General features: G+C 60.2%; 26 protein-coding genes. 17 read left to right on the top strand and 9 right to left on the bottom strand.

Translation table 11 applies throughout. The features are described 5' to 3' along the window. Nucleotides 1-36 precede the first annotated feature (36 nt). From B9Z52_RS12545 to B9Z52_RS12535, 3 genes are read left to right on the top strand one after another with little or no spacing between them, the layout of a single operon-like run. Nucleotides 37-906, top strand: coding sequence for a fumarylacetoacetate hydrolase family protein (locus B9Z52_RS12545; protein WP_108414191.1), 870 nt, complete (start codon nucleotides 37-39; stop codon nucleotides 904-906). 17 nt (nucleotides 907-923) lie between these two features. Then, nucleotides 924-2624 carry an FAD-dependent oxidoreductase gene (locus B9Z52_RS12540; RefSeq protein ID WP_108414190.1) on the top strand — a complete coding sequence of 567 codons (1701 nt, stop codon included), beginning with the start codon at nucleotides 924-926 and terminating at the stop codon, nucleotides 2622-2624. Beyond that, nucleotides 2621-3214, top strand: coding sequence for a 3'-5' exonuclease (locus B9Z52_RS12535; protein ID WP_108414189.1), 594 nt, complete (start codon nucleotides 2621-2623; stop codon nucleotides 3212-3214). The genes B9Z52_RS12540 and B9Z52_RS12535 overlap by 4 nt, the downstream gene beginning before the upstream one ends. Before the next feature lie 36 nt (nucleotides 3215-3250). On the opposite strand, the gene B9Z52_RS12530 is transcribed toward B9Z52_RS12535, so the two are convergent. Beyond that, nucleotides 3251-3916 (bottom strand): ankyrin repeat domain-containing protein, encoded by a 666-nt coding sequence (locus B9Z52_RS12530; RefSeq protein ID WP_108414188.1) that lies wholly within the window; start codon nucleotides 3914-3916, stop codon nucleotides 3251-3253. A 169-nt stretch (nucleotides 3917-4085) separates the two neighbouring features. Between B9Z52_RS12530 and B9Z52_RS12525 the strand changes: the two genes are divergently transcribed. After that, complete coding sequence (locus tag B9Z52_RS12525; protein WP_108414187.1) at nucleotides 4086-5813, top strand: PQQ-binding-like beta-propeller repeat protein; 1728 nt, start codon at nucleotides 4086-4088, stop codon at nucleotides 5811-5813. Between the two features lie 89 nt (nucleotides 5814-5902). Continuing rightward, complete coding sequence (locus B9Z52_RS12520) at nucleotides 5903-6496, top strand: cytochrome c (protein ID WP_108414186.1); 594 nt, start codon at nucleotides 5903-5905, stop codon at nucleotides 6494-6496. 272 nt (nucleotides 6497-6768) lie between these two features. Here the strand turns inward: B9Z52_RS12520 and parC are convergent, their stop codons facing one another. Next, on the bottom strand, nucleotides 6769-9144 hold the full coding sequence (parC, locus tag B9Z52_RS12515; protein WP_108414185.1) for a DNA topoisomerase IV subunit A: 2376 nt from the start codon (nucleotides 9142-9144) through the stop codon (nucleotides 6769-6771). Between the two features lie 87 nt (nucleotides 9145-9231). Next, complete coding sequence (locus B9Z52_RS12510) at nucleotides 9232-11214, bottom strand: DNA topoisomerase IV subunit B (RefSeq protein WP_108414184.1); 1983 nt, start codon at nucleotides 11212-11214, stop codon at nucleotides 9232-9234. A gap of 109 nt (nucleotides 11215-11323) precedes the next feature. On the opposite strand from B9Z52_RS12510, the gene B9Z52_RS12505 reads away from it, so the two are divergent. From B9Z52_RS12505 to bamC, 5 genes are all read left to right on the top strand, one after another. Beyond that, nucleotides 11324-12535, top strand: a complete 1212-nt coding sequence (locus B9Z52_RS12505; protein ID WP_108414183.1) for an MFS transporter — start codon at nucleotides 11324-11326, stop codon at nucleotides 12533-12535. A 5-nt stretch (nucleotides 12536-12540) separates the two neighbouring features. After that, nucleotides 12541-12681 carry a hypothetical protein gene (locus B9Z52_RS17900; RefSeq protein WP_158270563.1) on the top strand — a complete coding sequence of 47 codons (141 nt, stop codon included), beginning with the start codon at nucleotides 12541-12543 and terminating at the stop codon, nucleotides 12679-12681. Nucleotides 12682-12692: 11 nt separating this feature from the next. Next, entirely contained in the window at nucleotides 12693-13238 is a 546-nt protein-coding gene (locus B9Z52_RS12500; RefSeq protein ID WP_108414182.1) for a bifunctional 2-polyprenyl-6-hydroxyphenol methylase/3-demethylubiquinol 3-O-methyltransferase UbiG, read from the top strand. Nucleotides 13239-13346: 108 nt separating this feature from the next. Continuing rightward, entirely contained in the window at nucleotides 13347-14243 is an 897-nt protein-coding gene (dapA, locus tag B9Z52_RS12495; protein WP_108414181.1) for a 4-hydroxy-tetrahydrodipicolinate synthase, read from the top strand. Nucleotides 14244-14263: 20 nt separating this feature from the next. Continuing rightward, nucleotides 14264-15376 (top strand): outer membrane protein assembly factor BamC, encoded by a 1113-nt coding sequence (bamC, locus tag B9Z52_RS12490; protein ID WP_233251949.1) that lies wholly within the window; start codon nucleotides 14264-14266, stop codon nucleotides 15374-15376. Between the two features lie 100 nt (nucleotides 15377-15476). On the opposite strand, the gene B9Z52_RS18010 is transcribed toward bamC, so the two are convergent. Together B9Z52_RS18010 and B9Z52_RS12485 are read right to left on the bottom strand one after the other, a co-directional pair. Continuing rightward, a complete protein-coding gene (locus tag B9Z52_RS18010; protein WP_199222092.1) occupies nucleotides 15477-15650 on the bottom strand; it encodes a hypothetical protein in 174 nt (57 codons plus the stop codon). A 182-nt stretch (nucleotides 15651-15832) separates the two neighbouring features. Continuing rightward, entirely contained in the window at nucleotides 15833-16954 is a 1122-nt protein-coding gene (locus B9Z52_RS12485; protein ID WP_108414284.1) for a cupin domain-containing protein, read from the bottom strand. Between the two features lie 86 nt (nucleotides 16955-17040). On the opposite strand from B9Z52_RS12485, the gene B9Z52_RS12480 reads away from it, so the two are divergent. Then, on the top strand, nucleotides 17041-17574 hold the full coding sequence (locus B9Z52_RS12480) for a peptidylprolyl isomerase (RefSeq protein WP_108414180.1): 534 nt from the start codon (nucleotides 17041-17043) through the stop codon (nucleotides 17572-17574). An 86-nt stretch (nucleotides 17575-17660) separates the two neighbouring features. Here B9Z52_RS12480 and dut read toward each other — a convergent pair whose 3' ends face one another. Both dut and coaBC read right to left on the bottom strand, forming a co-directional pair. Then, complete coding sequence (gene dut, locus B9Z52_RS12475) at nucleotides 17661-18110, bottom strand: dUTP diphosphatase (RefSeq protein WP_108414179.1); 450 nt, start codon at nucleotides 18108-18110, stop codon at nucleotides 17661-17663. A 52-nt stretch (nucleotides 18111-18162) separates the two neighbouring features. Further along, a complete protein-coding gene (gene coaBC, locus B9Z52_RS12470; protein ID WP_108414178.1) occupies nucleotides 18163-19374 on the bottom strand; it encodes a bifunctional phosphopantothenoylcysteine decarboxylase/phosphopantothenate--cysteine ligase CoaBC in 1212 nt (403 codons plus the stop codon). 77 nt (nucleotides 19375-19451) lie between these two features. Here coaBC and B9Z52_RS12465 point away from each other — a divergent pair, with 77 nt between their 5' ends. The 6 genes from B9Z52_RS12465 (at nucleotide 19452) to B9Z52_RS12440 (ending at nucleotide 24646) form a co-directional block, all read left to right on the top strand. Next, entirely contained in the window at nucleotides 19452-21098 is a 1647-nt protein-coding gene (locus B9Z52_RS12465) for a CTP synthase (RefSeq protein ID WP_108414177.1), read from the top strand. Between the two features lie 21 nt (nucleotides 21099-21119). Continuing rightward, complete coding sequence (gene kdsA, locus B9Z52_RS12460; protein ID WP_108414176.1) at nucleotides 21120-21974, top strand: 3-deoxy-8-phosphooctulonate synthase; 855 nt, start codon at nucleotides 21120-21122, stop codon at nucleotides 21972-21974. Then, on the top strand, nucleotides 21971-22258 hold the full coding sequence (locus B9Z52_RS12455; RefSeq protein ID WP_108414175.1) for a DUF1330 domain-containing protein: 288 nt from the start codon (nucleotides 21971-21973) through the stop codon (nucleotides 22256-22258). Before kdsA ends, B9Z52_RS12455 begins: the two co-directional genes overlap by 4 nt. Before the next feature lie 47 nt (nucleotides 22259-22305). Then, on the top strand, nucleotides 22306-23592 hold the full coding sequence (gene eno, locus B9Z52_RS12450; protein WP_108414174.1) for a phosphopyruvate hydratase: 1287 nt from the start codon (nucleotides 22306-22308) through the stop codon (nucleotides 23590-23592). A gap of 9 nt (nucleotides 23593-23601) precedes the next feature. After that, a complete protein-coding gene (locus B9Z52_RS12445; protein WP_108414173.1) occupies nucleotides 23602-23877 on the top strand; it encodes a septum formation initiator family protein in 276 nt (91 codons plus the stop codon). 85 nt (nucleotides 23878-23962) lie between these two features. Beyond that, the gene (locus tag B9Z52_RS12440; protein ID WP_108414172.1) at nucleotides 23963-24646 is read left to right on the top strand and encodes an AAA family ATPase; all 684 of its coding nucleotides are present in this window, start codon (nucleotides 23963-23965) and stop codon (nucleotides 24644-24646) included. A gap of 81 nt (nucleotides 24647-24727) precedes the next feature. Here B9Z52_RS12440 and B9Z52_RS12435 read toward each other — a convergent pair whose 3' ends face one another. Both B9Z52_RS12435 and B9Z52_RS12430 read right to left on the bottom strand, forming a co-directional pair. Continuing rightward, nucleotides 24728-25714 (bottom strand): Hsp33 family molecular chaperone HslO, encoded by a 987-nt coding sequence (locus tag B9Z52_RS12435; protein WP_108414283.1) that lies wholly within the window; start codon nucleotides 25712-25714, stop codon nucleotides 24728-24730. Nucleotides 25715-25766: 52 nt separating this feature from the next. Then, nucleotides 25767-26291, bottom strand: coding sequence for a gamma carbonic anhydrase family protein (locus tag B9Z52_RS12430; protein WP_108414171.1), 525 nt, complete (start codon nucleotides 26289-26291; stop codon nucleotides 25767-25769). Nucleotides 26292-26442 lie beyond the last annotated feature (151 nt).

Below are 26442 nucleotides of genomic sequence, written 5' to 3'. Positions count from 1 at the left end.
TTCACCCACATCCCCACTGAATCACAGAAAGAAGCCATGAGACTCATCAGCTACACGCACGACCACTTCACCCGCTACGGCGTATTGCAAGGCCAGGGCGTGGTCGACATGCGCCACTGCATGGACAAGGCCCCCGACAACATCAACGACTTTTTCGCACAAGCCAGCGGCAACGCGGCGCTGATGGCCAGCATTGCACAGCGTGCGGCCAACGCCGCCGCCACGCCGCTGGACCAAGTCAGCCTGCTGCCCTGCGTGCCCCGCCCCAGCAAGATCATCTGCCTGGGCGTGAATTACCACGACCATGCCGCCGAAGGCGGCAACAAGGTGGCCGACTACCCAACCATCTTTTTCCGTGGCCCATCGTCTTTGCTGGCGCACGGCGGCACCATCCCGATCCCGCCGATTTCCACATCGCTCGACTACGAGGCAGAGCTGGCCCTGGTGATCGGCAAGACCACCCGCAACGTGAGTGAAGACCAAGCGCTCGACTCGGTGTTCGCCTACGCCTGCTTCAACGACGCGACCTTCCGCGACTACCAGCGCAAAACCACCCAATGGACCGTGGGCAAGAACTTTGACCAAACGGGCGGCTTTGGCCCCTGCTTGGTCACCGCCGACGAATTGCCCCCCGGCTGCGTGGGCCTGCACATCGAATCGCGCTTGAACGGCCAGGTCATGCAAAGCGCCTCCACCACCGACATGGTGTTCCATGTGGCGCCGACGATTGCCATGATGTCGGCCTGCATGACGCTCGAGCCCGGTGACGTGATCGTGATGGGCACGCCTGCTGGCGTGGGCTATGCGCGCAAGCCCCCGGTGTGGATGCAGCCGGGCGACACCATCGAGATCGACATCGAAGGCATCGGCATTTTGAGCAACCAGATCGGCCTGCTGGCCCGCTGAACCGGACACATCACTTCATGACGCAAACCCTCAAGGTCGATGTTCTGATTGCGGGCGGTGGGCCTTGCGGCCTGATGCTGGCCATCGAGCTGGGCAAACGCAACATCCGCTGCCTGCTGGTGGACGCCAAGCCCGGCACCGCCTTCAACCCGCAAGCCAATGCCACGCAAGCTCGGACCATGGAGCATTTCCGGCGCTTGGGGTTTGCGCATGAAATCCGCAGCATGGGCTTGCCGCCCGACCACCCGACCGACATCGCCTACCTGACCCGTTTTGCGGGCACCGAGCTGGCCCGCTTGCGCTTGCCCACCGCCGCAGCAGCGCCACAAGCGGTCAAAAACATGTCGGGCTCTTGGAGCGCCGCCGAATTGCCGCACCGGGTGTCGCAAAAGTTTGTCGAAGTCAGCTTGCACCGGCATGCGCAGCAGCAAGCCAGCGTCGAGATGCGCTATGGCTGGCGCCTGCAGGCCTTCAAGGACACCGGAGATGGCATTTCAGCGGTCGTTCAGTCGGTGGACGGCGGCGAAGCCTTGAACGTGCAAGCCCAGTACATGGTAGGGGCCGATGGCGCCCGCAGTTTTGTGCGCCACGAGCTGGGCATTGCCTGGGGCGGGGCCACGGGATTCAAACGCAAATTCATGGGCGGCAAGATGCTGGCGGTCTACCTGAAGGCCCCCGATTTTTATGCCCGCAACCCGAACGACCGGTCCTGGATGTACGTGGTGGTCAACCCCGAGTTGCGCGCTTTCATCATGTCGGTCGACGGCGTGAGTGAATTCGCCTTCCACATCCAGATGGCCGACGACGACGCCACCGAGGCCCTGACCGAAGCCGACGCGCGGCGTCTGTTTGCCCAAGCTTATGGGCAGAGCATCGACATCGAGATTTTGTCGATGGCCACCTGGATGGCAGGCCACGCGCTGGTGGCCGAATCCTTTCAACAGGGCCGCGTGTTTTTGGGCGGCGATGCCTCGCACCTGTTCACACCCACCGGCGGCTTGGGCTACAACACAGCGGTCGAAGACGCGGTCAACCTCAGCTGGAAACTCGCCAGCGTGCTCAAAGGCCAGGCCCCAGCCGCCTTGCTGGACAGCTACCACCTAGAGCGCCACCCGCTGGCTGTGCGCAACACCGGCTATGCAAGGCAGTTTGCCGACTCGATCGGACTGTTCGAGGCCGCGCCCGAGCTGGAAGAGAACAGCCCGCAAGGCGAAGCGGCACGGACCCTGGCCTCGGACTACCTGAACGGCCATGTGCGCCGTGAGTTCAACATCCCCGGCGTGACCTTTGGCGGGCGCTACGACACCAGCCCCATCATCGTGGGCGACGGCACCACCGCCCCGCCCGATGCAGCCAACACCTATGTGCCTTGCGCTACACCGGGCGGCAGGCCCCCGCATGCGTGGCTGTCCGATGGCCGCTCGCTTTACGACAGTTTCAACTTTGAATGGACGCTGTTGGTCTTGGGCCCCAATGCGCCCGATACCCAAGCGTTCGAGCACACCGCGCAGACCATGGGGCTGGATTTGAAAGTGGTGCGCCATGCAGACCCGGCTCTTTTGGCGCTGTATGAAGCGCCTTTGGCCCTGATCCGTCCTGACCAGATCCTGGCCTGGCGGGGTCACCACGCCACCCAGGCCCAAGCCATCCTGGCGCAAGTGCTGGGATATGGCGATACAGTCCATGGCTCGACCACGGACACCGCCACCACCGCATGAACACCCGCCACGCCACACCCGACAAAGACGCCATCGCCCTGCTCCCACCCTTTGAAAGGCTGGGGCTGGACCGCATCACACTGGTGAGCGCAGGCCCTCAAGCCCAAGAGGCACAAGCGCAATTGCTCAAAGCCACGGCCTGGGGCTTTGACACCGAGTCCAAACCCACCTTCAAGGTCGGCGAGCAGTCAGACGGGCCCCATGTGCTGCAACTGTCCACAGCCGAGCGGGCCTGGGTGTTTCAGCTGCACGACCCTGAATGCCGCGCCGTGGCGGCAGCGCTGCTGGCGCATACGGGCATCGTCAAAGCCGGGTTTGGTCTGGGCGATGACCGCAAACGCATCGTCCACAAACTGGGCATCGAACCCCAGGGCATTCTGGAGCTCAACACCCTCTTTCACCAACGCGGTTACCGCAAGGACATGGGCGTCAAAGGCGCGGTGGCTGTGCTGTTCAATGAGCGCTTCATCAAGTCCAAAAAAGCCGCCACCAGCAACTGGGCCAATGCCCACTTGAGCGAATCACAGCTGGTGTATGCCGCCAACGACGCCTATGCGGCCATCCGGGTCTGGCAAGCGTTGGGGCTGTGAGGTCGAACAACGACACACGCACCAGAGAGGAAGAAATCATGGCGAATCAGAAGCCAGCAAGCTCGCCAGGGCAAGGTGATTGCCTTCGCGGGCAAGCGCTTGTGCGGTTTTGCCTCGGTTGTCCTTGGCTGTGCGCTCTGCCCCTTGGGCCAGCAAATACCGCACGGCCTCTTCTTGGCCGTAGGCTGCGGCCCACATTAGCAAGGTCAGATCGTTTTCCAGCTTGGCATTCACATCGGTTTGCGCTTTGACGAGTTCTTGCAAACAGGCGGTGCAACCGTGTGCTGCGGCATAGGTAGCGGCATTTTTCTTCACACGGTCCAAAGGTTCGGTCTTGGCACCTGCGGCCAACAAGGCCCGAAACGACTGCGCATCGGCCATGAAGGCGGCCCCCATGAGGGGTGTGACGCCTGACAAGTTGCCCAGATTGACATCGGCACCGGCCTTGATCAAGACCTGAACCAGCTCGGTATTGCCCTTGGCGGCAGCCATGTTGAGCGGCGTGTCGCCATTGCGATCGCGCGAATTCACCTGCGCACCTTGGTCGAGCAACGCTTGGACGCGTTCGACCTTGCCCACACGGCCAGCCATCACAAACTGGCCATTGATGTTGATCTGGTCCATGCCCTTTTGAGCGTAAGCCACGCCTTGGGCCAACAGCAAGGCCACGATGATCAAAGCGAGTTGGTGGGTTTTTTTCATGCGTCGTCTCCTTGTAACGGTCCCATCATGCAGGAATTTTTCGCACACGCTTGACCGTAGATGTCGCGGTAGTTACTGGATTAAATGAACATTTAAGAGTAAATTGAATGCGCAGTAATCGTTTTTTTGCACTCATCTGCAACACCCCTCCACTTCCTAGGATCAACGCATGAAACGCATTTTCACAACCAAGCGAATCGCAGCGGCATCGGCGCTGTTGTTCTTGACCGGCATGGCCGTTGGTGAAGAAATTCAAGGCCAAAAAGGCATGAACGCCAGCGGAGCCAACATCGACAAAGGCATCAACGTCACGCAAGACCAGCTCAACAAAGCAGGCGGTCAAACGACCAACTGGTTGCACACCAACGGCGACTACGAACAAACGCGCTTTTACAAAGGCACGCAAATCAACGCGGGCAACGTGAAGAACATGCGCCCTGAGTTCACCTTCCAAACGGAAGTGCGCGAGTCCATGGAAACCGCCCCCATCGTGGTCGACGGCATCATGTACATGACGACCTCTTACAACCACGTGTACGCCCTCGATGCCGTGACCGGCAAAGAGTTCTGGCACTACAAACACAAGATGGGCCCCATCACCACGTTCTGCTGCGGCCCCAACAACCGCGGTGTCGCGGTCGAAGGCGGTAAGCTGTTCATGGGCACGCTCGATGCACGCTTGGTCGCTTTGGACGCCAAAACCGGCAAGCTGCTGTGGGACACCGAAATCGCTGACCCAGAAAAAGGCTACAGCGAAACCATGGCCCCCACCGTGGTGGACGGCAAAGTGCTGATCGGCACCAACGGCGGTGAGTACGGCATTCGCGGTTTCGTCAAAGCCTTCGATGCCAACACCGGCAAACTCGCTTGGACCTTCCACACCATTCCCGAAAAAGGCCATGAAGGCGTGTGGGCCGTCAACGACGCCACAGGTCGCAACATGCACCGCGACATTGCCGCTGAAAAAGCAGCGTTTGCGCGCGACAGCTCCTTCTTCCAAACCTTGGGTGGCGGCGTGTGGATGAACCCTGCGGTGGACGTCAAATCACGCACCATTTTCTTTGTGGTCGGCAACCCCTCGCCTGACCTCTATGGTGCTGAGCGTCCTGGTGACAACCTTTACACCGACTCGCTCGTGGCTGTGAACCTCGACACCGGTGCCTACAAGTGGCATTACCAATACATCGCCCACGACGTGTGGGACTTGGATGCTGTCAGCCCGCCCATCTTGATGGACGTGAAAGACAAAAACGGCAAGATGGTGCCCGGCGTGATCCACGGCGGCAAAACTGGCCATGTGTATGTGCACCACCGCGACACCGGCGAGCTGATCCGTTTCTCTGAGGCCATGGTGCCCCAAGAAAACATGTGGGTGCTGCCCACAGCCCAAGGCGCTCGCATGCTGCCTGGCGCGAACGGTGGCGTGGAATGGTCACCCATGGCCATCAACCCCAAGCTGCGCATGGCTTACGCTTTGAACCTGCACCAGCCCATGACTTACCACGTCGAGGCGGCCAAGTACCCCGGCGGCAAACTGTGGTTGGGCGGTGCCTTCAAGGTGATCGAGGGTGAAAAGCAATGGGGCCGCTTGGCTGCCGTGAACGTCGACACCGGCAAAATGGCTTGGAAATTTGACACCGAACAACCCCTGATCGGCGGCGCTTTGGCCACGGCAGGCGACTTGGTGTTTTACGGTGAAGGCAACGGTTTGTTCCGCGCCCTCGATGCCCGCAACGGCAAAAAACTGTGGGAATACAACTGCGGCGCAGGTGCCAACGCCATGCCCGTGTCCTACACCGTCAAAGGCCGTCAATACGTCGCCATGGGTTGCGGTGGCAACACCCAACTCGACTTCAAGCGCGGCAACTCGATGGTCGTGTTTGCATTGCCTAAGTAATCTCACTGATCTCACTGAAGCTCAGCCTTGAAAATGGCCACCCTTTGTGGTGGCCATTTTTTCATTTTCAAAACTTGCCACATACCGCCATGAATTTGCGCATCACCTCTCTGCTCTTGTGGGCCCTGTCTGCTTTGACGTTTCAAGCACAGGCCCAGCCCTCAGAACAAGACATTCAAAACGGCAAAGCCAAAGCCCAAGTGTGTGCCGCCTGCCACGGGGTCGATGGCAACTCAAGCCATGGCGAATTTCCAAATTTGGCGGGCCAATCGTGGCGCTACATCTATGTTCAGCTCAAAGACTACAAAGAAGGCCGCCGCAACCATGCCGTCATGACCGCCATGGCGTCGCCCTTGAGCCGTCAAGACATGATCGACATCGGCAACTACTTTGCAGCACAAAAAGCCAAGCCCTCCACCTACAAAACCGACGACGCCAAGATCGCCCTCGGACGCGCCAAAGCCGATGAAACCCTGTGCGCCATGTGCCACTTGGGTGGCTTTGCGGGCCAAAACGAAATTCCACGCGTGGCGGGTCAGCAATACGAGTACATCGTCAAACAGATGACCGATTTCAAAGCACGCACCCGCACCAACGACGCTGGCAACATGACCAGCGTGGCGCAAACCTTGTCCGAAAAAGACATCGAAAACCTCGCGCACTTCATCACCAGTCTGCGTTGATCTACGCACCTGAAAGCTGGCCCTTCAATTGAAGTGAGACAGGCCAAAAACGCCAGCTAAAACACATTCAACGCCGCATTGGAAGCTGTACCTGGTCAGGCGGCCAATGCTCACGACGTGACCTGAGCGACGAATCACGCACCTGAACTGTCCCCAAAGTCCGTGCCCAAAGGTGTGGACAAGTGCAGGGATAAGCTGCAAAAACCACGCCCCGCTTGGGCTGGCGGGGCGTGCTTAAAAATTAAGCAAGAAGGGGGCTCTGCTTCAACCCGTCACTCCACCCGCGTCACGCGGTTCGGCTTGAAGCCCAAGTCCGCCACGCGGCCCTTTTTGGCCCGTGCCGCTTTGGCGTTGTTCAGGCTGCGGATTTCCAGCGTTTCTTCGCGCTCTTTGCCGCCTCGGCCAATGCCTTCGATCTTCACGCTGCGGGTGTAGGCCGCAGCACCGGCCAAAGTGTCTTTGGCTTCCAAGTCGATGAGCATGAGGCCCCGGCCGCCTTTTTCCATGGTCTTGAGTTCGCTGATCTCAAACGTCAACACACGACCGCCGGTGCTGGCGCAGCAGACGCTGGTGGCAGCGGGCATGGGCTGCTTGTCGGCAGGCACGGTGGCACTGCTGCCACTCACATGGCTGGGGGCGCACACGGTTTCACCCTCGCCCAGGCTGATGAAGGCTTTGCCCGCTTTGTTGCGCGAGATCATGTTCTCGACCGAGGCCATGAAACCATAACCGCCGGAGCCGCTGAGCAGCAGCGTGGCGTGGGCCGGGCCTGCAAAGTAGTGGGCTGGCTGAGTGCCGGTGTCCAGGTCGATGAGCGTGGTGATCGGCTGGCCATCGCCGCGTGCGCCGGGCAGTGTGGCCACGGGCACGCTGTAGATGCGGCCTGTCCCATTTTTGGCCGTGCCGAAGATCAGCAGCGTGTCCACCGTGCGGCACTCGAAGGTGCCATAGAGGCCGTCGCCCGCCTTGAAGGCAAAGCTCGTGGCGTCGTGGCCGTGGCCAGTCCGAGCGCGCACCCAGCCTTTTTCCGAGACGACCACCGTCACCGGCTCGTCCACCACCTTGACTTCGGCCACGGCTTTTTTCTCTTCCTGGATCAGCGTGCGGCGTGGGTCGGCAAAGGTTTTGGCGTCCGCTTCGATCTCCTTGATCATGAGGCGACGAAGCGCGGCGGGGCTGCCCAAAATCTCTTCGAGCTTGCCTTGCTCTTCGCGCAGCTCGCTCAGCTCTTGTTCGATCTTGATGGCCTCCAGCCGGGCCAATTGGCGCAGGCGAATCTCCAGGATGTCTTCGGCCTGGCGGTCGCTGAGTTTGAAAAATTCGATCAGCGCAGGCTTGGGCTCGTCGCTCTGGCGGATGATGCGGATCACCTCGTCGATGTTGAGCAAGACCAGCTGGCGGCCTTCCAGAATGTGGATGCGGTCCAGCACTTTGTTCAGGCGGTGCTGGCTGCGGCGGGTGATGGTGGTCTGGCGGAAGCTGATCCACTCCAGCAGCATCTGGCGCATGGATTTTTGAATCGGTTTGCCGTCAATGCCGACCGAGGTCATGTTGATGGGCGCAGACGTCTCCAGGCTGGTGTGCGCCAGCAAGGCGGTGATGAGTTCTTGCTGTTCGATGCGGCTGGTCTTGGGTTCGAACACCAGGCGCACGGCAGCGTCTTTGCTCGATTCGTCGCGCACCACATCGAGGACGGCCAACATGCTGGCTTTGAGCAACACCTGGTCGGCGCTGAGCGCTTTTTTACCGGCTTTGACTTTGGGGTTGGTGAGTTCTTCGATCTCTTCGAGCACGCGCTGCGAACTGACGCCTTGCGGCAGTTCGGTCACGACCAGCTGCCATTGGCCACGGGCGAGTTCTTCGATCTTCCAGCGGGCGCGCACTTTGAGGCTGCCGCGCCCCGTGCGGTACGCGTCGGCAATGTCGCTGGCCGGACTGATGATCTGGCCGCCACCGGGGTAATCGGGGCCGGGGATGATGGCCATCAACTCGCTGTCGCTCAGCTTGTCGTTGCGGATCAAAGCGACACAGGCATCGGCCACTTCGCGCAGGTTGTGGCTGGGGATCTCGGTGGCCAAACCCACGGCAATGCCGCTGGCGCCGTTGAGCAAGCTGAAGGGCAAACGGGCGGGCAGCTGGCGCGGCTCTTCGGTCGAGCCGTCGTAGTTGGGGATGAAGTCGACCGTGCCCATGTCGATCTCATCCAGCAGCAAGCTGGTGATGCGCGACAAGCGCGCTTCGGTGTAACGCATGGCGGCAGCGCCATCGCCGTCACGGCTGCCAAAGTTGCCCTGCCCGTCGATGAGTGGGTAGCGCTGCGAAAAGTCCTGCGCCATGCGCACCAGAGCGTCGTATGCGGCGGTGTCGCCGTGCGGGTGGTAACGGCCCAGCACATCGCCCACCACACGGGCGCTTTTGACCGGCTTGGCGGCGGTGTTGTTGTTGGGGCCGCTGTAAGACAAACCCATGCGGTCCATCGAATACAAAATGCGCCGCTGCACCGGCTTTTGACCGTCGCACACATCGGGCAAGGCGCGGCCTTTGACGACGGACAGCGCGTATTCCAAATAGGCCCGCTGGGCGTAAGCGCCCAAATGGTCGCCTTCGGGGGCGGCGGTGGTTTCGGGGGTTAAGAGGTCAGTGGTCATCAGGTTCTTTCAGGGTAGGAGCCTGCCTGCGGGCGTTGGATTTGCTCAGACATTTCGCCCACGGGGTGGGCTCCTACGGGGAATTCGTCACACGTCAATTTCGATGCTGTCGCCGTGCAGTTCCATCAACTCGCGGCGGGCGGCGGCTTCGCCTTTGCCCATGAGCTGGGTCATCAGGCTTTCGGTGCCGGCGTTGTCCAACGGGCCCAGCTCGATGGGCAGCAGGCGGCGCGTGTCGGGGTTGAGCGTGGTGTCCCACAGCTGCTCGGCGCTCATCTCGCCCAGGCCCTTGAAGCGGCTGATGCTCCAGCCGCCTTCTTTCACGCCGTCTTTGCGCAGCTTGTCGATGATGGCGGTGAGTTCACCCTCGTCCAGCGCATAGGCTTTGGACGCGGGCTTTTTGCCGCGAGCAGGCGCATCGACCCGGAACAAAGGAGGCCGCGCCACATACAGGTGACCCGCTTCGATCAGCTTGGGGAAATGGCGGAAGAACAGCGTGAGCAGCAAGACCTGGATGTGCGAGCCGTCCACGTCCGCATCAGACAAGATGCAAACCTTGCCGTAGCGCAGGTTGCTCATGTCAGGGTTGTCATGGGGCCCGTGCGGGTCCACGCCGATGGCCACCGAAATGTCGTGAATTTCGTTGTTGGCAAACAAGCGATCGCGGTCGACCTCCCAGGTGTTGAGCACCTTGCCGCGCAGGGGCAAGATGGCTTGGCTCTCTTTGTTGCGGCCCATCTTGGCACTGCCCCCGGCCGAGTCGCCCTCGACCAAAAACACCTCGTTGTGCAAGATGTCTTTGCTCTCGCAGTCGGTCAGTTTGCCGGGCAGCACGGCCACGCCCGAACTCTTGCGTTTTTCGACCTTCTGGCCCGCTTTTTGGCGGGTTTGTGCGGCCTTGATGGCGAGTTCAGCCAGTTTTTTGCCGTAGTCCACATGCTCGTTGAGCCACAACTCCAGCGCCGGGCGCACGAAGCTCGAAACCAACCGCACCGCGTCGCGCGAGTTCAAGCGCTCCTTGATCTGGCCTTGAAACTGCGGGTCCAGCACCTTGGCGCTCAGCACATAGCTGGCGCGGGCGAACACGTCTTCGGGCATGAGCTTGACGCCCTTGGGCAGCAGACCATGCAGCTCGATGAAGCTCTTGACGGCGGTGAACAGGCCATCGCGCAAGCCGCTGTCGTGTGTGCCGCCTGCGCTGGTGGGAATCAGGTTGACGTAGCTCTCGCGCACCGGTGCGCCGTCTTCGGTGAAGGCCACGGCCCACGAAGCGCCCTCGCCTTCGGCAAAGCTGTCGTGGTTGGCATCGGCAAAGCCTTCGCCTTCAAACAGCGGGATGACCGGGTCGCCGTTCAGCGTTTGCGTCAGGTAGTCGCGTAGACCGGCTTTGTACTGCCACTGCTGGGTTTCTTTGGTTTTCTCGTTCACCAAAGTCACCGTGACGCCCGGCATGAGCACGGCTTTGCTGCGCAACAGGTGCGTCAGCTCATGCATGGGCAGGTTGCTGGATTCGAAGTATTTGGCGTCGGGCCAAGCACGCACGGTGGTGCCTTGTTTGCGGTCGCCTTCGCCTGTCGCACGGGCCACCAGCGGCTCGATCACATCACCCGCTGAAAACGCCAGCGTGGCCACTTTGCCTTCACGGTAACTGGTCGCTTCCAGGCGCTTGGACAGCGCGTTGGTCACGCTCACGCCCACGCCGTGCAGGCCGCCCGAGAAGCTGTAAGCCCCGCCCTTGCCCTTGTCAAACTTGCCACCCGCGTGCAGGCGGGTGAACACCAGCTCGATCACGGGGGCGTTTTCTTCGGGGTGCAGGCCAAAGGGGATGCCCCGGCCATCGTCTTCGATGCTGACCGATCCATCCAAGTGCAAGATGACTTTGATCTTTTTGCCGTAACCCGCCAACGCCTCGTCGGCGGCGTTGTCCAGCACCTCTTGAATGATGTGCAGCGGGTTGTCAGTGCGGGTGTACATGCCCGGGCGTTGTTTGACGGGCTCCAGGCCCTTCAAGACGCGGATCGAGCCTTCGGAGTACTCATTGGAAGTTTTGACAGTAGATTGGGTGGCCATGGTGGCGGATTGTAGTGGGAATTGCGCCGCGAAGCTGGATGAATAAACAGTATTCATGCCGGTCTTTTGCGGGACGACGGCTTCTGGCGGGATTGGTTACAGTCCAAGGATGCAACACAAACCCCTTTCTTTGTTCCAGGTGCTGGCTTGCGGCGCCGCCATCGTCACCCTGTCCATGGGCATCCGCCACGGCTTTGGCCTGTGGCTGCAACCGGTCACCCAATCCCAGGGCTGGGGGCGCCAGGAATTCGCCATGGCCATGGCCATCCAGAACCTGGCTTGGGGTTTCATGGGCATTTTTGCGGGCATGGTGGCCGACCGGTTTGGCGCTTTCCGCGTGATCATTGTGGGCGCCCTGCTCTATGCGGTGGGCCTGGTGGGCATGTCGCAAGCGACCACGCCTTGGCTGTTTGCTTTGTTCACCGGTGTGATCATTGGCACCGCCCAAGCAGGCACCACTTACGCCGTGATTTACGGCGTCATCGGGCGCAATGTACCGGCCGAGCGGCGCTCGTGGGCCATGGGCATTGCGGCGGCGGCGGGCAGCTTCGGGCAGTTCCTGATGGTGCCGGTCGAAGGCATATTGATCAGCAACGCAGGCTGGCAAAGTGCTTTGCAGATTCTGGCAGCGGCCACCTTTTTGATCATTCCGCTGGCTTGGGGCTTGCGTGAACCCGCCCTCCATGCGCCCGGGCAAGTCAAACGCGAGCAGAGCATTGGCCAGGCACTGGCGGAGGCCTTCAAATACCCCAGCTTTCAGCTCTTGATGGCGGGCTATTTTGTGTGCGGCTTCCAAGTGGTGTTCATCGGCGTGCACATGCCCAGCTACCTCAAGGACCACGGTTTGCCGCCCCAGGTGGCCAGTTATGCCTTGGCGCTGATCGGTTTGTTCAACGTCTTTGGCACCTACATCGCGGGCACGCTGGGCCAGAAGATGGCCAAAAAGAAAATCCTGGCGACGATTTATTTCTCGCGTTCGGTGGCGATCGTGCTGTTCCTGCTGGCCCCCCTCACGCCCACCAGCGTGTACCTGTTCTCGGCCGTCATGGGCTTGCTGTGGCTGTCCACCGTGCCGCCCACCAACGCGGCGGTGGCGCAGATTTTTGGCGTATCGCATTTGTCCATGCTGGGCGGCTTCATCTTCTTCAGCCACCAGATCGGCTCTTTCATGGGCGTGTGGCTGGGCGGCTACCTGTATGACAAGACGGGCAGCTACGACATCGTCTGGTACTTGGCCATTGCGCTGGGTGTGTTTGCCGCACTGGTGAACCTGCCAGTACTCGAGAGCGCGATTGTGCGCAAGCCCCTTCAGGCGGCTTGAGGCGCATGCACCACACCCCCAAGCCCATCTGGCGACGCGCCTTGGCATGGACGGCGCTGACCGTGGTCATGGCCGGCGTGGTTTGGCTTTACCAGCGCCCGGACATGCTGATCATGCTGTCCGAACAGCTGTGGGCTTGTTTTTGAATGAATTGACGATGCACGGCACTGAACATCCTTCTGCCTGGGTCCAGCGTTGGGCCCATTTGATCCGCCTCCAAGGCCGTGTGCTGGATGTGGCCTGCGGCGCGGGCCGCCACATGCGTTTTTTGGCGGCACTGGGCCACCCAGTCACCGGCGTTGACCGCAACGAAGCGGCTTTGGCCCTGGCCGCCCCCACTGGCCAAACGGTGCTGGCCGATATCGAAAACGGTCCTTGGCCTTTTGCGGGCCAGACTTTCGACGCCGTGGTGGTGACGAATTACCTGTGGCGGCCCCTGCTGCCCGCCCTGGTGCACAGCGTGGCCGAAGGCGGCGTGCTGATTTACGAAACATTCACCACAGGCAACGAAACGGTCGGCAAACCTTCTCGGGCCGACTTTTTATTGCAACCGGGTGAGCTGCTCAGCGCCACGGTGGGTTTGCGCACAGTGGCCTACGAGGACGGTTTTGAAGCCTCGCCAGACCGATTTGTGCAACGGATCGCGGCTGTGCGTGCTGCCCCGTCGGGTGAACCGGTGCGTTGGCACCTGGCCTCTCACTGAACCGTCGCCTGAATGCGCCGTCACTTCTGGTGACATCCGGGGCCTTGACCGCCCGAAAATTCTGCGCACTGTCGTTAGAATGTCCTTTTTCGCTCAGAACACCCTGACATGACCACCGAATTTCGCCCCATCAAAGGCAGTATTCCTGCCCTGATCACCCCCATGCTGGAAGACGGCAAAGTGGATTACCCCACCTTGCGCAAACTGATCGACTGGCATGTGGCCGAAGGCACCGACTGCATTGGCGTGGTCGGCACCACGGGCGAATCCCCCACGGTCAATGTCGAAGAACATTGCGAGATCATCCGTGTGGCCGTCGAGCAGTCGGCGGGCCGCGTGCCCATCATGGCCGGTTGCGGCGCCAACTCCACCTCCGAGGCCATCGAGCTGGCCAAGTTCGCCAAGAAGGTCGGTGCCGATTGCCAGTTGCAGGTCGTGCCCTACTACAACAAGCCCACGCAAGAAGGTCAGTACCTGCACTTTCGCGCCATCGCCGAGGCCACGCCCGATCTGCCGGTGATCCTCTACAACGTGCCCGGCCGCTCGGTCGCTGATCTGCAACACGACACCGTGTTGCGCCTGGCTCAGGTGCCCGGCATCGTCGGCATCAAAGAAGCCACCGGCAACATCGAACGCGCCCAATGGCTGATCCGTGACTTGCCCAAAGAATTCGCTGTGTATTCGGGCGATGACCCGACTGCTGTGGCCTTGATGCTCTGCGGTGGCGCAGGCAACGTGAGCGTGACGGCCAACGTGGCCCCACGCCTGATGCACGAGTTGTGTATGGCCGCCATCCGTGGCGACATCGCCGAGGCGATGCGCATCCAGTTCCAGCTGATGCCGATGCACAAAAATCTGTTTGTCGAGGCCAATCCAATTCCTGTGAAATGGGCCATGAACCGCATGGGCCTGTGCGGCCCCACATTGCGCTTGCCCATGACAGAGCTGTCAGAGTCGCTGCGCCCCGTGGTCGAGGCCGCTATGAAGGCCAGTGGCCTGATTTGAATTCTTCCGAAGGATCCTTTGTGAACCGTTTCCCCAAGTCCAAATTTTTGACAATCCAACGCAGAACCACTGTGGCGGCGGTGGCCATTTTGCTCAGCGCCTGCGGCGTTCTGGAAGAAGACAAGATCAACTACAAAAGTGCCAGCAAAGCCAGTACGCTCGAGGTCCCTCCGGACTTGACCCAATTGCGCAAGGAATCACGTTACACATTGGAGAGCACGTCAGCCACAGCGTCTGGCTTTCAAAGCGCTGCAGGCAAAGTGAACGATGCAGGCACCGCCACCAACGTGATGGGTGACGTGAAGATGGAACGCCAAGGCAACCAACGCTGGTTGGTTGTGGCTCGCCCAGCCGACAAAGTTTGGGAACCCATCATTGAGTTCTGGAAAACCAACGGCTTTTCATTGGTGACAGAAGCCCAAGATGTGGGCATCATCGAAACCGATTGGGCTGAAAATCGCGCCAAACTGCCGCAAGACTTCATTCGCCGCAACTTGGGCAAAGTATTGGACGGCTTGTATTCAACCGGTGAGCGCGACAAGTTCCGCACACGCATTGAACGCAATGCACAAGGCGCTGTCGAAATCTACATCACACACCGCGGCATGGTGGAAAACTATTCCAACGCCCAGAAGACCACCACCATCTGGCAACCACGCGCCAGCGATGCTGAGTTGGAAATTGAATTCCTGCGCCGTTTGATGATCAAACTGGGTGCAACACCCGACGCAGCAAAAACAGCCATTGCGGGTGACATCAAGGCGACCGGAACACCCGTCACGACGATCGATGGGCAACCCGGGATTGCATTGAATGACAGCCTCGACCGTGCATGGCGTCGCACGGGTGTGGCACTGGACCGCAGCGGCTTCACAGTAGAGGACCGCGACCGCGCCAAAGGGGTTTATTTCGTTCGTTATGTTGCACCTGGCACTGCGGGACAAGAACCGGGCTTCTTTGATCGCTTGTTCAGCAGCAAAAAAGAAGTCACTGCTTTGTCACGTTACCGCGTCACATTGACATCCAAAGCTGAAAATTCGAGTCAAATCCAGGTGATGGACGCCAACGGCCAAGCAGAAGAAGCCAGCAATGCTGAACGCATCTTGAAATTGATTGCCAACGAACTTCGTTGAACAAAAAAACCAGGCCATGAAAACGGTCTGGCCATAAAAAAACCCCGCAATGCGGGGTTTTTTTTGCATTCCCGACCGTTGCCGGGAAAGCTTTGCGCAATTACTTGGCGGCAGATGCGTCAGCAGCTGGTGCAGATGCGTCAGCAGCTGGTGCAGAAGCTTCAGCAGCAGGAGCAGCCACAGGAGCAGCAGGAGCAGCGGCTTCTTCTTTTTTACCGCAAGCGGCCAAAGCTGCAGCAGCGATCACAGCGGCCAAAACGAAAGACTTGTTCATGATGATTTTCCTATGAGGGGTTAAAACAATTTCCGGAAACTGCCTTAACAACCGATGCGGTTGATAAGACCGAGACAAAAGCACTCGAGCTCTTTTGCGCTCAGCTTTCTATTATAGCGTTTTCCATTCGCCATACAAAACTGACATGAAACCTTCAGTAACAAGCCAACAAGGGAAGATCCTCAGAGGGTTTTCAACCACCCGGCCGACATCCAGTCCTCGAGCGCCTCGCGGGCCGCATCGCTCATCTTCGATACATGGGCCGCAGGCAACTGACGGTCATTGGCCAACTGGCGCAGACAACGCGCATCGCTGCCCGCGACCCTAAAACTCTCGCCATTGATGAAGACATGGCGTTCGTCGTACATCATTTTGGTGCGGCGATCGAGCTGCACACCTTGCGCCACATTGGGTTCGGCCTCGACAGGGTCAAACCAAACGTTCGATTTGGGCTCGGTCATGTACTCACCGAGCAAACTGTCCAACAAGTGCGGATCTTTGAGCGCTTTGGCGATCGCCTCTCGGGCAAACTCACCCAAGGCTGCGGGCATGGCGGCGGGTTGGCTCACAGCGGCTTGCTTGGGGTCGCGGTACAAGGCCTCGCCCACCCCATCAAACGCTTCGTCGGCCAGGCCCAGCAAGATTTCCCGGGCCAGCTCGCCTTGAGGGGGTGATCTGAACCCGATTGACCAGGTCATGCACTCGCCCTCGGCAATGCCGTCGTGCGCGTATTTGGGCGGCAGGTAGAGCATGTCGCCGGGGTTGAGCACAAACTCTTCTTCGGCTTCAAAGTTCTGCAAAATCTTGAGGGGGACACCGGGCTGCAGCGTCTGGTCTTTGTTGCGGCCAATGCGCCAGCGGCGCTGGCCGTGGGCTTGCAACAAAAACACGTCGTAACTGTCAAAGTGCGGGCCCACGCCGCCGCCATCGGTGGCATAGCTGATCATCAGATCGTCCAGCCGTGCATCGGGCACAAAACGGAACTGCTGCATCAAAGCATGCACACCGTCGTGGTGCAAGTCCACGCCCTGCACCAGAAAAGTCCATTTCTTCTGACTGAAAGGCGGCAAGCTGCGTTTGGCAAGCGGGCCGTGCTTCATCTTCCAACCCTTATCGGAATCGATGATGAGGCGCGACTCCACGCCCTCAATCCCTGCCAGGGCCACCAATTCGGCGCGGTTCACACAAGGCACAAAACCAGGCATGGCATTGCGCACCAACAGCGGCTTTTTCTGCCAATGGCGTGTCATGAATTGGCTGGGCGTGAGGCCGCCGAGCAAGGCCAGTGGTTGTTCTGTGTTCATGTTCCGGTTCCGTGAGAAGCACTGTGGCAGCGCTTCTTCCATGCCAAGGCGGCCAAAACAGGCCGCCAAACTGCGACAATTGTCCTATGGAAATCAAGACACCTTCTGTGGTCGCACTGACCTGGACACTCAAAGACACCCTGGGCGAAACGCTGGACACCCTGGACGAGCCCGTTGAATTCTTCATTGGCGGCAAAGATTTGCTGCCCAAGATCGAAGAAGCCCTGCACGGCCACGAAAAAGGCGCCAAGGTTGATCTGCACCTGGAGCCCGAAGACGCTTTTGGCGACTTCGACGAGAACCTGCTCTTTCTGGAACCGCTCGCCTTGTTCCCGGCTGGCCTGGAAGAAGGCCTGACCATCGAGGGCACGGCATTGCCTGAAGGTTGCCACCCCGATGCCCCGCGCAACGTGCTCTACACCGTGACCGAAATTTACCCCGAACACGTGGTGCTGGATGGTAACCACCCCCTGTCGGGCATTGCGCTGCGCCTGAGCCTGAAAGTGGAATCGGTGCGCGAGCCCACCGAAGCCGAAGTGGGCAACGGCAGCTGCGGCACCGGTTTTTTCAAAATCGAAGTGGGCGATGAAGGCACGCCGACAGGACCCACACTGCACTGATAGGGTGGTAGGTCGGTGGCTTTAGCCCCGACACGCCTCACGGATTCGCAACGTCTCAGCTGAAGCTCCGACCTGCGGGCGCAGACTTATTTTTTGCCGGTCGAGCCGTAACCGCCTTCACCACGCTCACTGGGCGCGTCAAATTCGTCCACCACATTGAAGCTGGCCTGCACCACTGGCACGATCACCATTTGCGCGATGCGCTCCATGGGCTCGATGGTGAAAGCCACATCGCTGCGGTTCCAGGCGCTGACCATCAATTGGCCTTGGTAGTCGCTGTCGATCAAACCCACCAGATTGCCCAGCACGATGCCGTGCTTGTGGCCCAGGCCCGAGCGGGGCAAAAGCATGGCGGCATAACCCGGGTCTTTCAGGTGGACCGCAATGCCGGTGGGCACCAGTTGCCATGCATTGGGTTGCAAGGTCAAAGGCGCGTCCAGACAAGCACGCAAATCCAAGCCTGCGCTGCCAGGCGTGGCGTAAACGGGCAATTGTTCGGCCATGCGGGCGTCGATGATTTTGAGGTCGATGTTCATGGGTTGTCCAAATTGAAGCGCATGGCCAATCAGGCCATGTCACGCGGAAGAATCATTTCAAACGGCGGGCAATGTCTGCGATGAGTTGCTCAGCCAAGGCCTGTTTGCTGGCATGAGGCAATTCACGGGCACCGGCATCGTCCACCAAGAGCAAGGCGTTGTCGTCCTGCCCAAATGTGGCCGGACCAATGTTGCCGACCAAAAGCGGCACCCCTTTGCGGACACGCTTGGCGGTGGCATGGGCCAGCAGGTCGTGGCTTTCTGCGGCAAATCCGACACAAAACAGGGCACCAGACTGGGCTCGGGTCGATTGCGCCACCGTGGCCAAGATGTCGGGGTTTTCCACAAATTTGAGCGCAGGGGTCTGACCCGAACCGTCTTTTTTGATCTTCTGATCGGCCTGCGTGTCAGGCCGCCAGTCGGCCACAGCGGCAGTGGCCACAAAGACCGAGGCCTTGTCCACCTGGGCCTGGACCGCGTCCAGCATCTGGCGAGCCGAACGCACGTCGATGCGCTGAACACCGCGCGGCGTGGGCAGATGCACTGGCCCCGCGACCAAGGTCACATCGGCCCCCGCCATGCGAGCCGCGCGGGCAATGGCAAAGCCCATTTTTCCACTCGACAAATTGGTGATGCCGCGCACCGGGTCAATCGCTTCGTAAGTGGGACCGGCCGTGACCAGTACTTGCTGGCCCGCCATGGTTTTGGGCGCAAAAAACGCCTGCAAATCTTCCAGAATTTCTTCGGCTTCGAGCATGCGGCCATCGCCCGTTTCGCCGCAAGCCTGATCGCCCTGCCCCACATCCAGCACATGGATGCCGTCGGCTTTGAGCTGCGCCACATTGCGCTGGGTGGCCGGGTTGGCCCACATTTCGCGGTTCATGGCCGGGGCAACGATCAGCGGCACCTTGTCCAGCGGACGCGCCAGGCACATGAGGCTGAGCAGTTCATCGGCGCGGCCGTGCAACAGCTTGGCCATGAAGTCTGCGCTGGCAGGCGCCACCACCATCGCATCGGCCTCACGGCTCAAGTTGATGTGGGCCATGTTGTTGGCTTCGCGGGTGTCCCACTGCGAGGTGTAGACCGGCCGACCCGACAAGGCCTGCATGGTCACCGCGGTCATGAATTGCTCAGCCGCCTCGGTCATGACGACCTGCACGGTGACGCCCGCCTTGACCAAGGCGCGGCAGAGCTCCGCAGACTTGAACGCAGCGATGCCGCCCGACAAGCCCAGAACGATGTGTTTTCCAGCCAATGTGCTCATGCCGGGGAATGTAGCAGACGCGACTGTCTATAATCACGATTTCCACCTACCGGGAGCTCAAGGCTCCCGTCTTGGACATGACCAAATTCGTCTTCGTCACCGGCGGTGTGGTGTCTTCCCTGGGCAAGGGAATCGCCTCCGCCTCTTTGGCTGCATTGCTTGAATCGCGCGGCCTCTCTGTCACCCTCATCAAGCTCGATCCCTACCTCAACGTCGATCCCGGCACCATGTCGCCGATCCAGCACGGCGAAGTGTTTGTGACCGACGATGGCGCCGAAACCGACCTGGACCTGGGCCACTACGAGCGCTTCATCAACACCCGGATGAAGAAGGCCAACAACTTCACCACCGGCCAGATTTACAAAAGTGTGCTCGAAAAAGAGCGCCGTGGCGACTACTTGGGCAAGACCGTGCAGGTCATCCCCCATGTCACCAATGAAATCCAGGACTTCGTCAAACGCGGCGCGGGTTACGGCACGGCCGAAGCGGTGGACGTGGCCATCGTCGAGATCGGCGGCACCGTGGGTGACATCGAGTCCCTGCCGTTTCTGGAAGCCGTGCGCCAACTCAGTCTGCGCTTGGGGCCCAACAACGCTGCCTTTGTGCACCTGACCTACGTGCCGTGGATAGCTGCCGCAGGCGAGCTCAAAACCAAGCCCACCCAGCATACGGTGCAAAAACTGCGCGAGATCGGCATCCAGCCCGATGCGCTGCTGTGCCGCGCTGACCGCTACATTCCGGACGACGAGCGCGACAAGATTTCGCTGTTCACCAACGTGCAAAGCTGGGGCGTGATCTCCATGCCCGATGTGGACACCATCTACAAAGTGCCCCGCGTTCTGCACGAGCAAGGTCTGGACGGTCTGATCTGCGACAAACTGCGTCTGAACACGCCACCGGCCAACCTCAAGCGCTGGGACGACCTGGTGTACGAGACGGCCAACCCCAAGGGCGAAGTGACGATCGCCATGGTGGGCAAATATGTGGAGCTGACCGACAGCTACAAATCGGTCAACGAAGCGCTGCGCCATGCCGGCATGCGCAACCATGTGCGCGTGAAAATCGAGCACATCGACTCCGAAACCATCACCCCCGAAACCGTGGCCACCCTGGCTCACTTCGACGGCGTCCTGGTGCCCGGCGGCTTTGGCAAGCGCGGCGTGGAAGGCAAGATCGAAACCGCGCAATTCGCCCGCACCCACAAGGTGCCCTACTTGGGCATTTGCTTAGGGATGCAGGTCGCCACCATCGAATACGCCCGCCACATGGCCGGCATGAAGAACGCCAACAGCACCGAGTTCGAGCCTGAGACGCCCTTCCCTGTGATCGCCCTGATCAACGAGTGGAAAGACGCCGACGGCTCCATCCAGGTGCGCGACGCCAACTCCGACTTGGGCGGCACCATGCGCCTGGGCGCACAAAGTTCTGACGTGGCCAAAGGCACACTGGCGCACCAAATTTATGGCGACGTGGTCACCGAGCGCCACCGCCACCGCTACGAGGCCAACGTGAATTACCTGGACGAGCTGCGCAAAGCCGGTCTGGTGATCTCGGCCCTGACCCAGCGTGAGCAGCTGACCGAAATCGTCGAGCTGCCGCAAACCGTTCACCCCTGGTATGTGGGCGTGCAATTCCATCCGGAATTCAAGTCCACCCCGTGGGATGGTCACCCGCTGTTCAATGCCTTCGTGAAGGCGGCCATCGCACATCAGGCCAAAGCCTGATTAACCCCCACAGGAGCCCCCATGAAACTCTGCGGATTTGACGTTGGCCTGAACCAGCCCTTTTTCCTGATCGCGGGCACCTGCTCCATCGAAGGCCTGGAGATGTCCATCGATGTGGCAGGTCAGCTCAAGGAAATCTGCGCGAGTCTGGGCATCCCCTTGATCTACAAGGGCTCTTTTGACAAAGCCAACCGCTCGTCGGGCAGCACCCAACGCGGCGTGGGCATCGACGCAGGCCTGAAAATCCTCGATGAAGTGCGCCGCCAGATTGGCGTGCCCATCCTCACCGATGTGCACGACGAGTCGCAGGTGAAAACCGTGGCCAGCGTGGTTGACGTGCTGCAGACCCCCGCCTTCTTGTGCCGCCAGACCGATTTCATCCGCGCCGTGGCCCAATCGGGCAAACCGGTGAACATCAAGAAGGGCCAGTTTTTGGCCCCCTGGGACATGAAAAACGTCATCGACAAAGCCCGCAGCGCAGCACGTGAAGCGGGTCTCCCCGAAGACAACTTCCTGGCCTGCGAGCGCGGTGTGAGCTTTGGCTACAACAACCTGGTGGCCGACATGACCAGCCTGGCCGAAATGCGCAAAACCGGTGCCCCGGTGGTGTTTGACGTGACCCACTCGGTGCAAAAGCCGGGCGGTCAAGGCACCAGCAGCGGCGGTGCCCGCGAGATGGTGCCGGTGCTCGCCCGTGCGGGCGTGGCCGCTGGCGTGGCGGGTCTCTTCATGGAAACCCACCCCAAGCCCGCAGACGCCTGGTCCGACGGCCCCAACGCTGTGCCACTGGGCAAAATGAAGGCCTTGCTGGAGACGCTGGTGGAGCTTGATGCCGTCACCAAAAAGAACCCTTTTTTAGAGGACAACTTCGCATGAGCGGCTACATCATCGCCAATGCCCAAGTGACCAACCCCACCCAGTACGAAGAGTACAAAAAGTGGTCCACCGCAGCCATGCAGACCACTGGCGCTGAAGTCTGTGTGCGGGGCGGCAAGGTGGAAGTGCTGGAAGGCGACTGGTCGCCCGAGCGCATCGTGATTTTGAAATTCCCGACCTTTGAAGCGGCCAAGGCCTTTTATGAAGTGCCCGAGTACTTCAAAGCCCGTGAGGCCCGCGCTGGTGCGGCCATCATGCGCATGGTCGTGGTCGAAGGTCTTTGACCGGATATTGAAACCCCCTTTTATTTTTCAATTGAGAGAGTCTGAAAATGAGTGCAATCGTAGATATCGTCGGCCGTGAAATCCTCGACAGCCGTGGCAACCCCACCGTGGAATGCGACGTGCTGCTGGAGTCCGGCGTCATGGGCCGCGCCGCGGTGCCGTCTGGTGCATCGACCGGCAGCCGCGAAGCCATCGAGCTGCGCGATGGCGACAAGAGCCGTTACCTCGGCAAAGGCGTGCTCAAGGCCGTCGAGCACATCAACACCGAAATTTCCGAAGCCGTGCTGGGCCTCGATGCCTCCGAGCAGGCCTTTTTGGACCGCACCCTGATTGATTTGGACGGCACCGACAACAAGAGCCGCCTGGGCGCCAACGCCATGCTGGCCGTGTCCATGGCCGTGGCCCGCGCCGCTGCCGAAGAATCCGGCCTGCCCCTGTACCGCTACTTTGGCGGCATGAACGGCAACCAGCTGCCTGTGCCCATGATGAACGTCATCAACGGCGGTGCACACGCCAACAACAACCTGGACTTGCAAGAGTTCATGATCATCCCCGTGGGCGCACCGTCGTTCCGCGAAGCCGTGCGTTGGGGTGCAGAAGTGTTCCACGCGCTCAAGAAAATCATCCACGACAAAGGCATGAGCATTGCCGTGGGCGACGAAGGCGGCTTTGCTCCCAACGTCGACAGCCACGAAGCGGCCATCCAGATGGTGCTCGACGCGATTGCTGCGGCCGGTTACACCGCTGGCGAACAGATCGCCATTGGCCTCGATTGCGCAGCCAGCGAGTTCTACAAAGACGGCAAATACGTCTTGGCCGGCGAAGGAGGCATCAGCCTGACGTCTGAGCAGTGGACCGACATGCTGGCCACTTGGGTAGCGAAATACCCCATCATCAGCATCGAAGACGGCATGGCCGAAAACGACTGGGCGGGCTGGAAAGTGCTGACCGACCGCTTGGCCAAGAACGTGCAAATCGTGGGTGACGACCTGTTCGTGACCAACACCAAGATCTTCAAGGAAGGCATCGACAAGGGCATCGCCAACTCGATCCTGATCAAGATCAACCAGATCGGCACCCTGACCGAAACGTTTGAAGCCATCGAAATGGCCAAGCGTGCCGGTTACACCGCCGTCATCTCACACCGTTCAGGCGAGACCGAAGACAGCACCATTGCCGACATTGCTGTCGGTTTGAATGCGGGTCAGATCAAGACCGGTTCCATGAGCCGCTCGGACCGCATGGCCAAGTACAACCAGCTGCTGCGCATCGAAGAAGACTTGGGCGACGTGGCCGTGTACCCCGGCCGCAGCGCGTTCTACAACCTGCGTTAAATTTGGCGCATGGGCAACCGCCTCGTCCCGTTTGTGCTGATCACTTTGCTGGTGATCTTGAATGCTCAATTGTGGTTTGGGCGAGGCAGTTTGCCCAATGTGGCCAAGCTCGAACGGGAACTCAGGCAGCAACAAGCCGCCAATGAGGAAGTCCGGCGCAGCAACGAGCAGCTCAGCGCAGAGGTCAATGACCTCAAGGAAGGCCTGAACATGGTCGAAGAACGTGCACGTCAAGAACTGGGCATGGTCAAAGCCAACGAGATCTTCGTTCAGATCGCCAAATGATGATCGCCACCCCGTCCACTGGCCGTGTGCCGGGCTCGGTGATGCGCCTGCACTGCTGTCCATCCGATATGTCAACCGCAGTGCCATGAATGGCCTGCGCATCGCCATCGTCGGTGCCGGGCGCACAGGCAAATCCTGGCTGACGCAATCGCTGGCCGAGGTGATCCGCCTGCGCGGCGACGCGGCATACACCGTGGACGAGGTCTTGCGCGCCTGGTGTGACCGCGAAGGCCGCACGCCCGAGCCCCTCGAGCAATTGGGCATTGCGCAAGCCCAAGCCATGGCTCTGGAACAAGCTGTTCAACAAGACGCCCAAGCGTGGGTGATTTCAGACACCACCCCGATCATGACGGCGGTTTACAGCCACATGCTGTTTGCCGATGAAAGCCTGTACCCCATGGCCTTGGCGCATCAGAAACACTACGACATCACGCTGGTGACGGGCCTGGACTTGCCCTGGGTCGCAGACGCTTTGCCACGCGATGGCGCCCATGTGAGTGGCCCCGTAGACACACTGGTGCGCCATGCGCTGGAGCGCTCAGGCATCCATTACCGCGTGGTCTATGGCCAAGGGCCACAACGCCTGAACAACGCGCTGCTGGCTTTGGGTCTGCAAGGTGAAGATGAACAAGCCAGGCAATTGCGCGAACAGGCCCAATTTGCCATCAATCAGGGGCGCACCACATGGCAATGCAACGAGTGCAGCGACCCCGAATGCGAACACAAGTTGTTCACGGGGCTCCTGAAGCAACGGTCTACGTCACTGTAGGTCGGAGCTTCAGCTCCGACACTGTTCTGTTGATGTTCATGCATTTGTCGGGGCTAAAGCCACCGACCTGCCCCATCTTGTTCAGTGGACCGACCCGCCTGACAGATCAGGCACAAGACCCGTGAACAGCCCGGCTGCATCGACCGGATCGAATTGGTATTCGGCCCCGCAGAAATCGCAGCCCACATCCACCTGACCGCGCTCGGCGATGATGCTTTCCACCTCTTCGGTGCCCAAGCTGCGGATCATGTTGCCCACGCGCTCACGGCTGCAACGGCAAGCGAATCGAGGACCGGTTTCACCGATGAGCGGCTCAAAACGGGCCAGCGGCTCTTCCCAATACAGGCGGTGCAAGATGGTTTCGGCGTCCAGCGTGAGCAACTCCTCGCGCTTGAGGCTCTTGCTCAGGATGGCAATGCGGCTGAAGTCCTCGCTTTGACCCAGCGCCGCTTCGCGCTCCACCGAGTCGGCTCGGCCCGCCAGATTGCCCTGGCCCTCGATCGGCAGGCGCTGGATCAACAAGCCTGCGGCGACCTTGTCGTCGGCTGCCAGCACCAGCACGGTGTCCAGCTGCTCGGATTGCAGCATGTAGTGCTCCAGCACTTCGCTGATGTTCTCCAGTTTTTCCCCCTGATCGCCGAACAAGGGAACCACCCCTTGGTATGGCTGCTGGCCGGGCAAACGGTCTTGTGGGTCCAGCGTGATGGCGCAGCGCCCCTGGTTGTTCACGTTGACCATCTGGCTCAAGGTGGCGTCTTCGGCCACATCGCCCACCTGTGTGCAGGTGGCCCGCAAGCTGAAATCGGGCTGCACTTCAACCACGCCCAACTTGACTGGTCCGTCACCAAAAATCTGCAAGACCAAGGCCCCGTTGAACTTGATGTTGCCCTGCATCAGCACACCCGCAGCAGCCATCTCGCCCAGCAACTGGCGCACGGGTGCGGGGTAGGCACCGGTTTCTGAGTTGGCAGCGCGGCGGGCCAGGATGTCTTGCCAGGCATCGGTCAAGCGCACGAGCATGCCACGCACCGGCAGGCCTTCAAAAATGAATTTATGGAGTTCGGACAAAGTCAATTCACCGGCCTGTCGGCCAATCCTCAAAAGATGGAGTTCAAAAATTTCAGCCGATTTTCTTCAAACCGGCCTTGAAGCGCTGCGCATTTTCAACGTAATGGCGAGCGCTTTGGCGCAAGCCTTCAATCTGTTCAGGGCTCAATTCGCGCACCACCTTGGCAGGCGAGCCCATGATCATGGAACCATCGGGAAACTCTTTGCCCTCGGTCACCAAGGAACCTGCGCCCACCAGGCAGTTCTTGCCGATCTTGGCACCATTGAGCACCACGGCGCCGATGCCGATCAACGATTCGTCGCCAATGGTGCAGCCGTGCAGCATGACCATGTGGCCCACCGTCACATGTTTGCCCACAACAATGGGCTTGCCGTGGTCGGCGTGCATCACGCTGCCGTCCTGGATGTTGCTGCCCTCACCGATGGTGATGGTTTCGGTGTCGCCGCGCACAGTGACCCCAAACCAAACGCTGGCGTCTTTGGCGATCTTGACCGCGCCCATGACCTGCGCAGAGTCGGCGACCCAGGCGGAATCGGCCACTTCAGGGGTGTGTGCATCGAGTTGGTAAATGGCCATGTCTGTCTCCTCGGGGAATATCGGCTTGCCTGATCGGCGAAACCTACAATTGTAGGGAGGCTCAAGGCTGGTCTTGAACCTGTGGCCGTCATTTCCCCTGTGCATCGGGCTTTCTGACGGCTCATCCATTTTGCTGCTCTGTTGTTGCCAA

This window comes from Limnohabitans sp. Jir72 (assembly GCF_003063575.1).
In the GTDB taxonomy this organism is placed as follows: Bacteria; Pseudomonadota; Gammaproteobacteria; order Burkholderiales; family Burkholderiaceae_C; genus Limnohabitans_A.
This window is presented reverse-complemented; position numbering and strand designations above follow the sequence as displayed.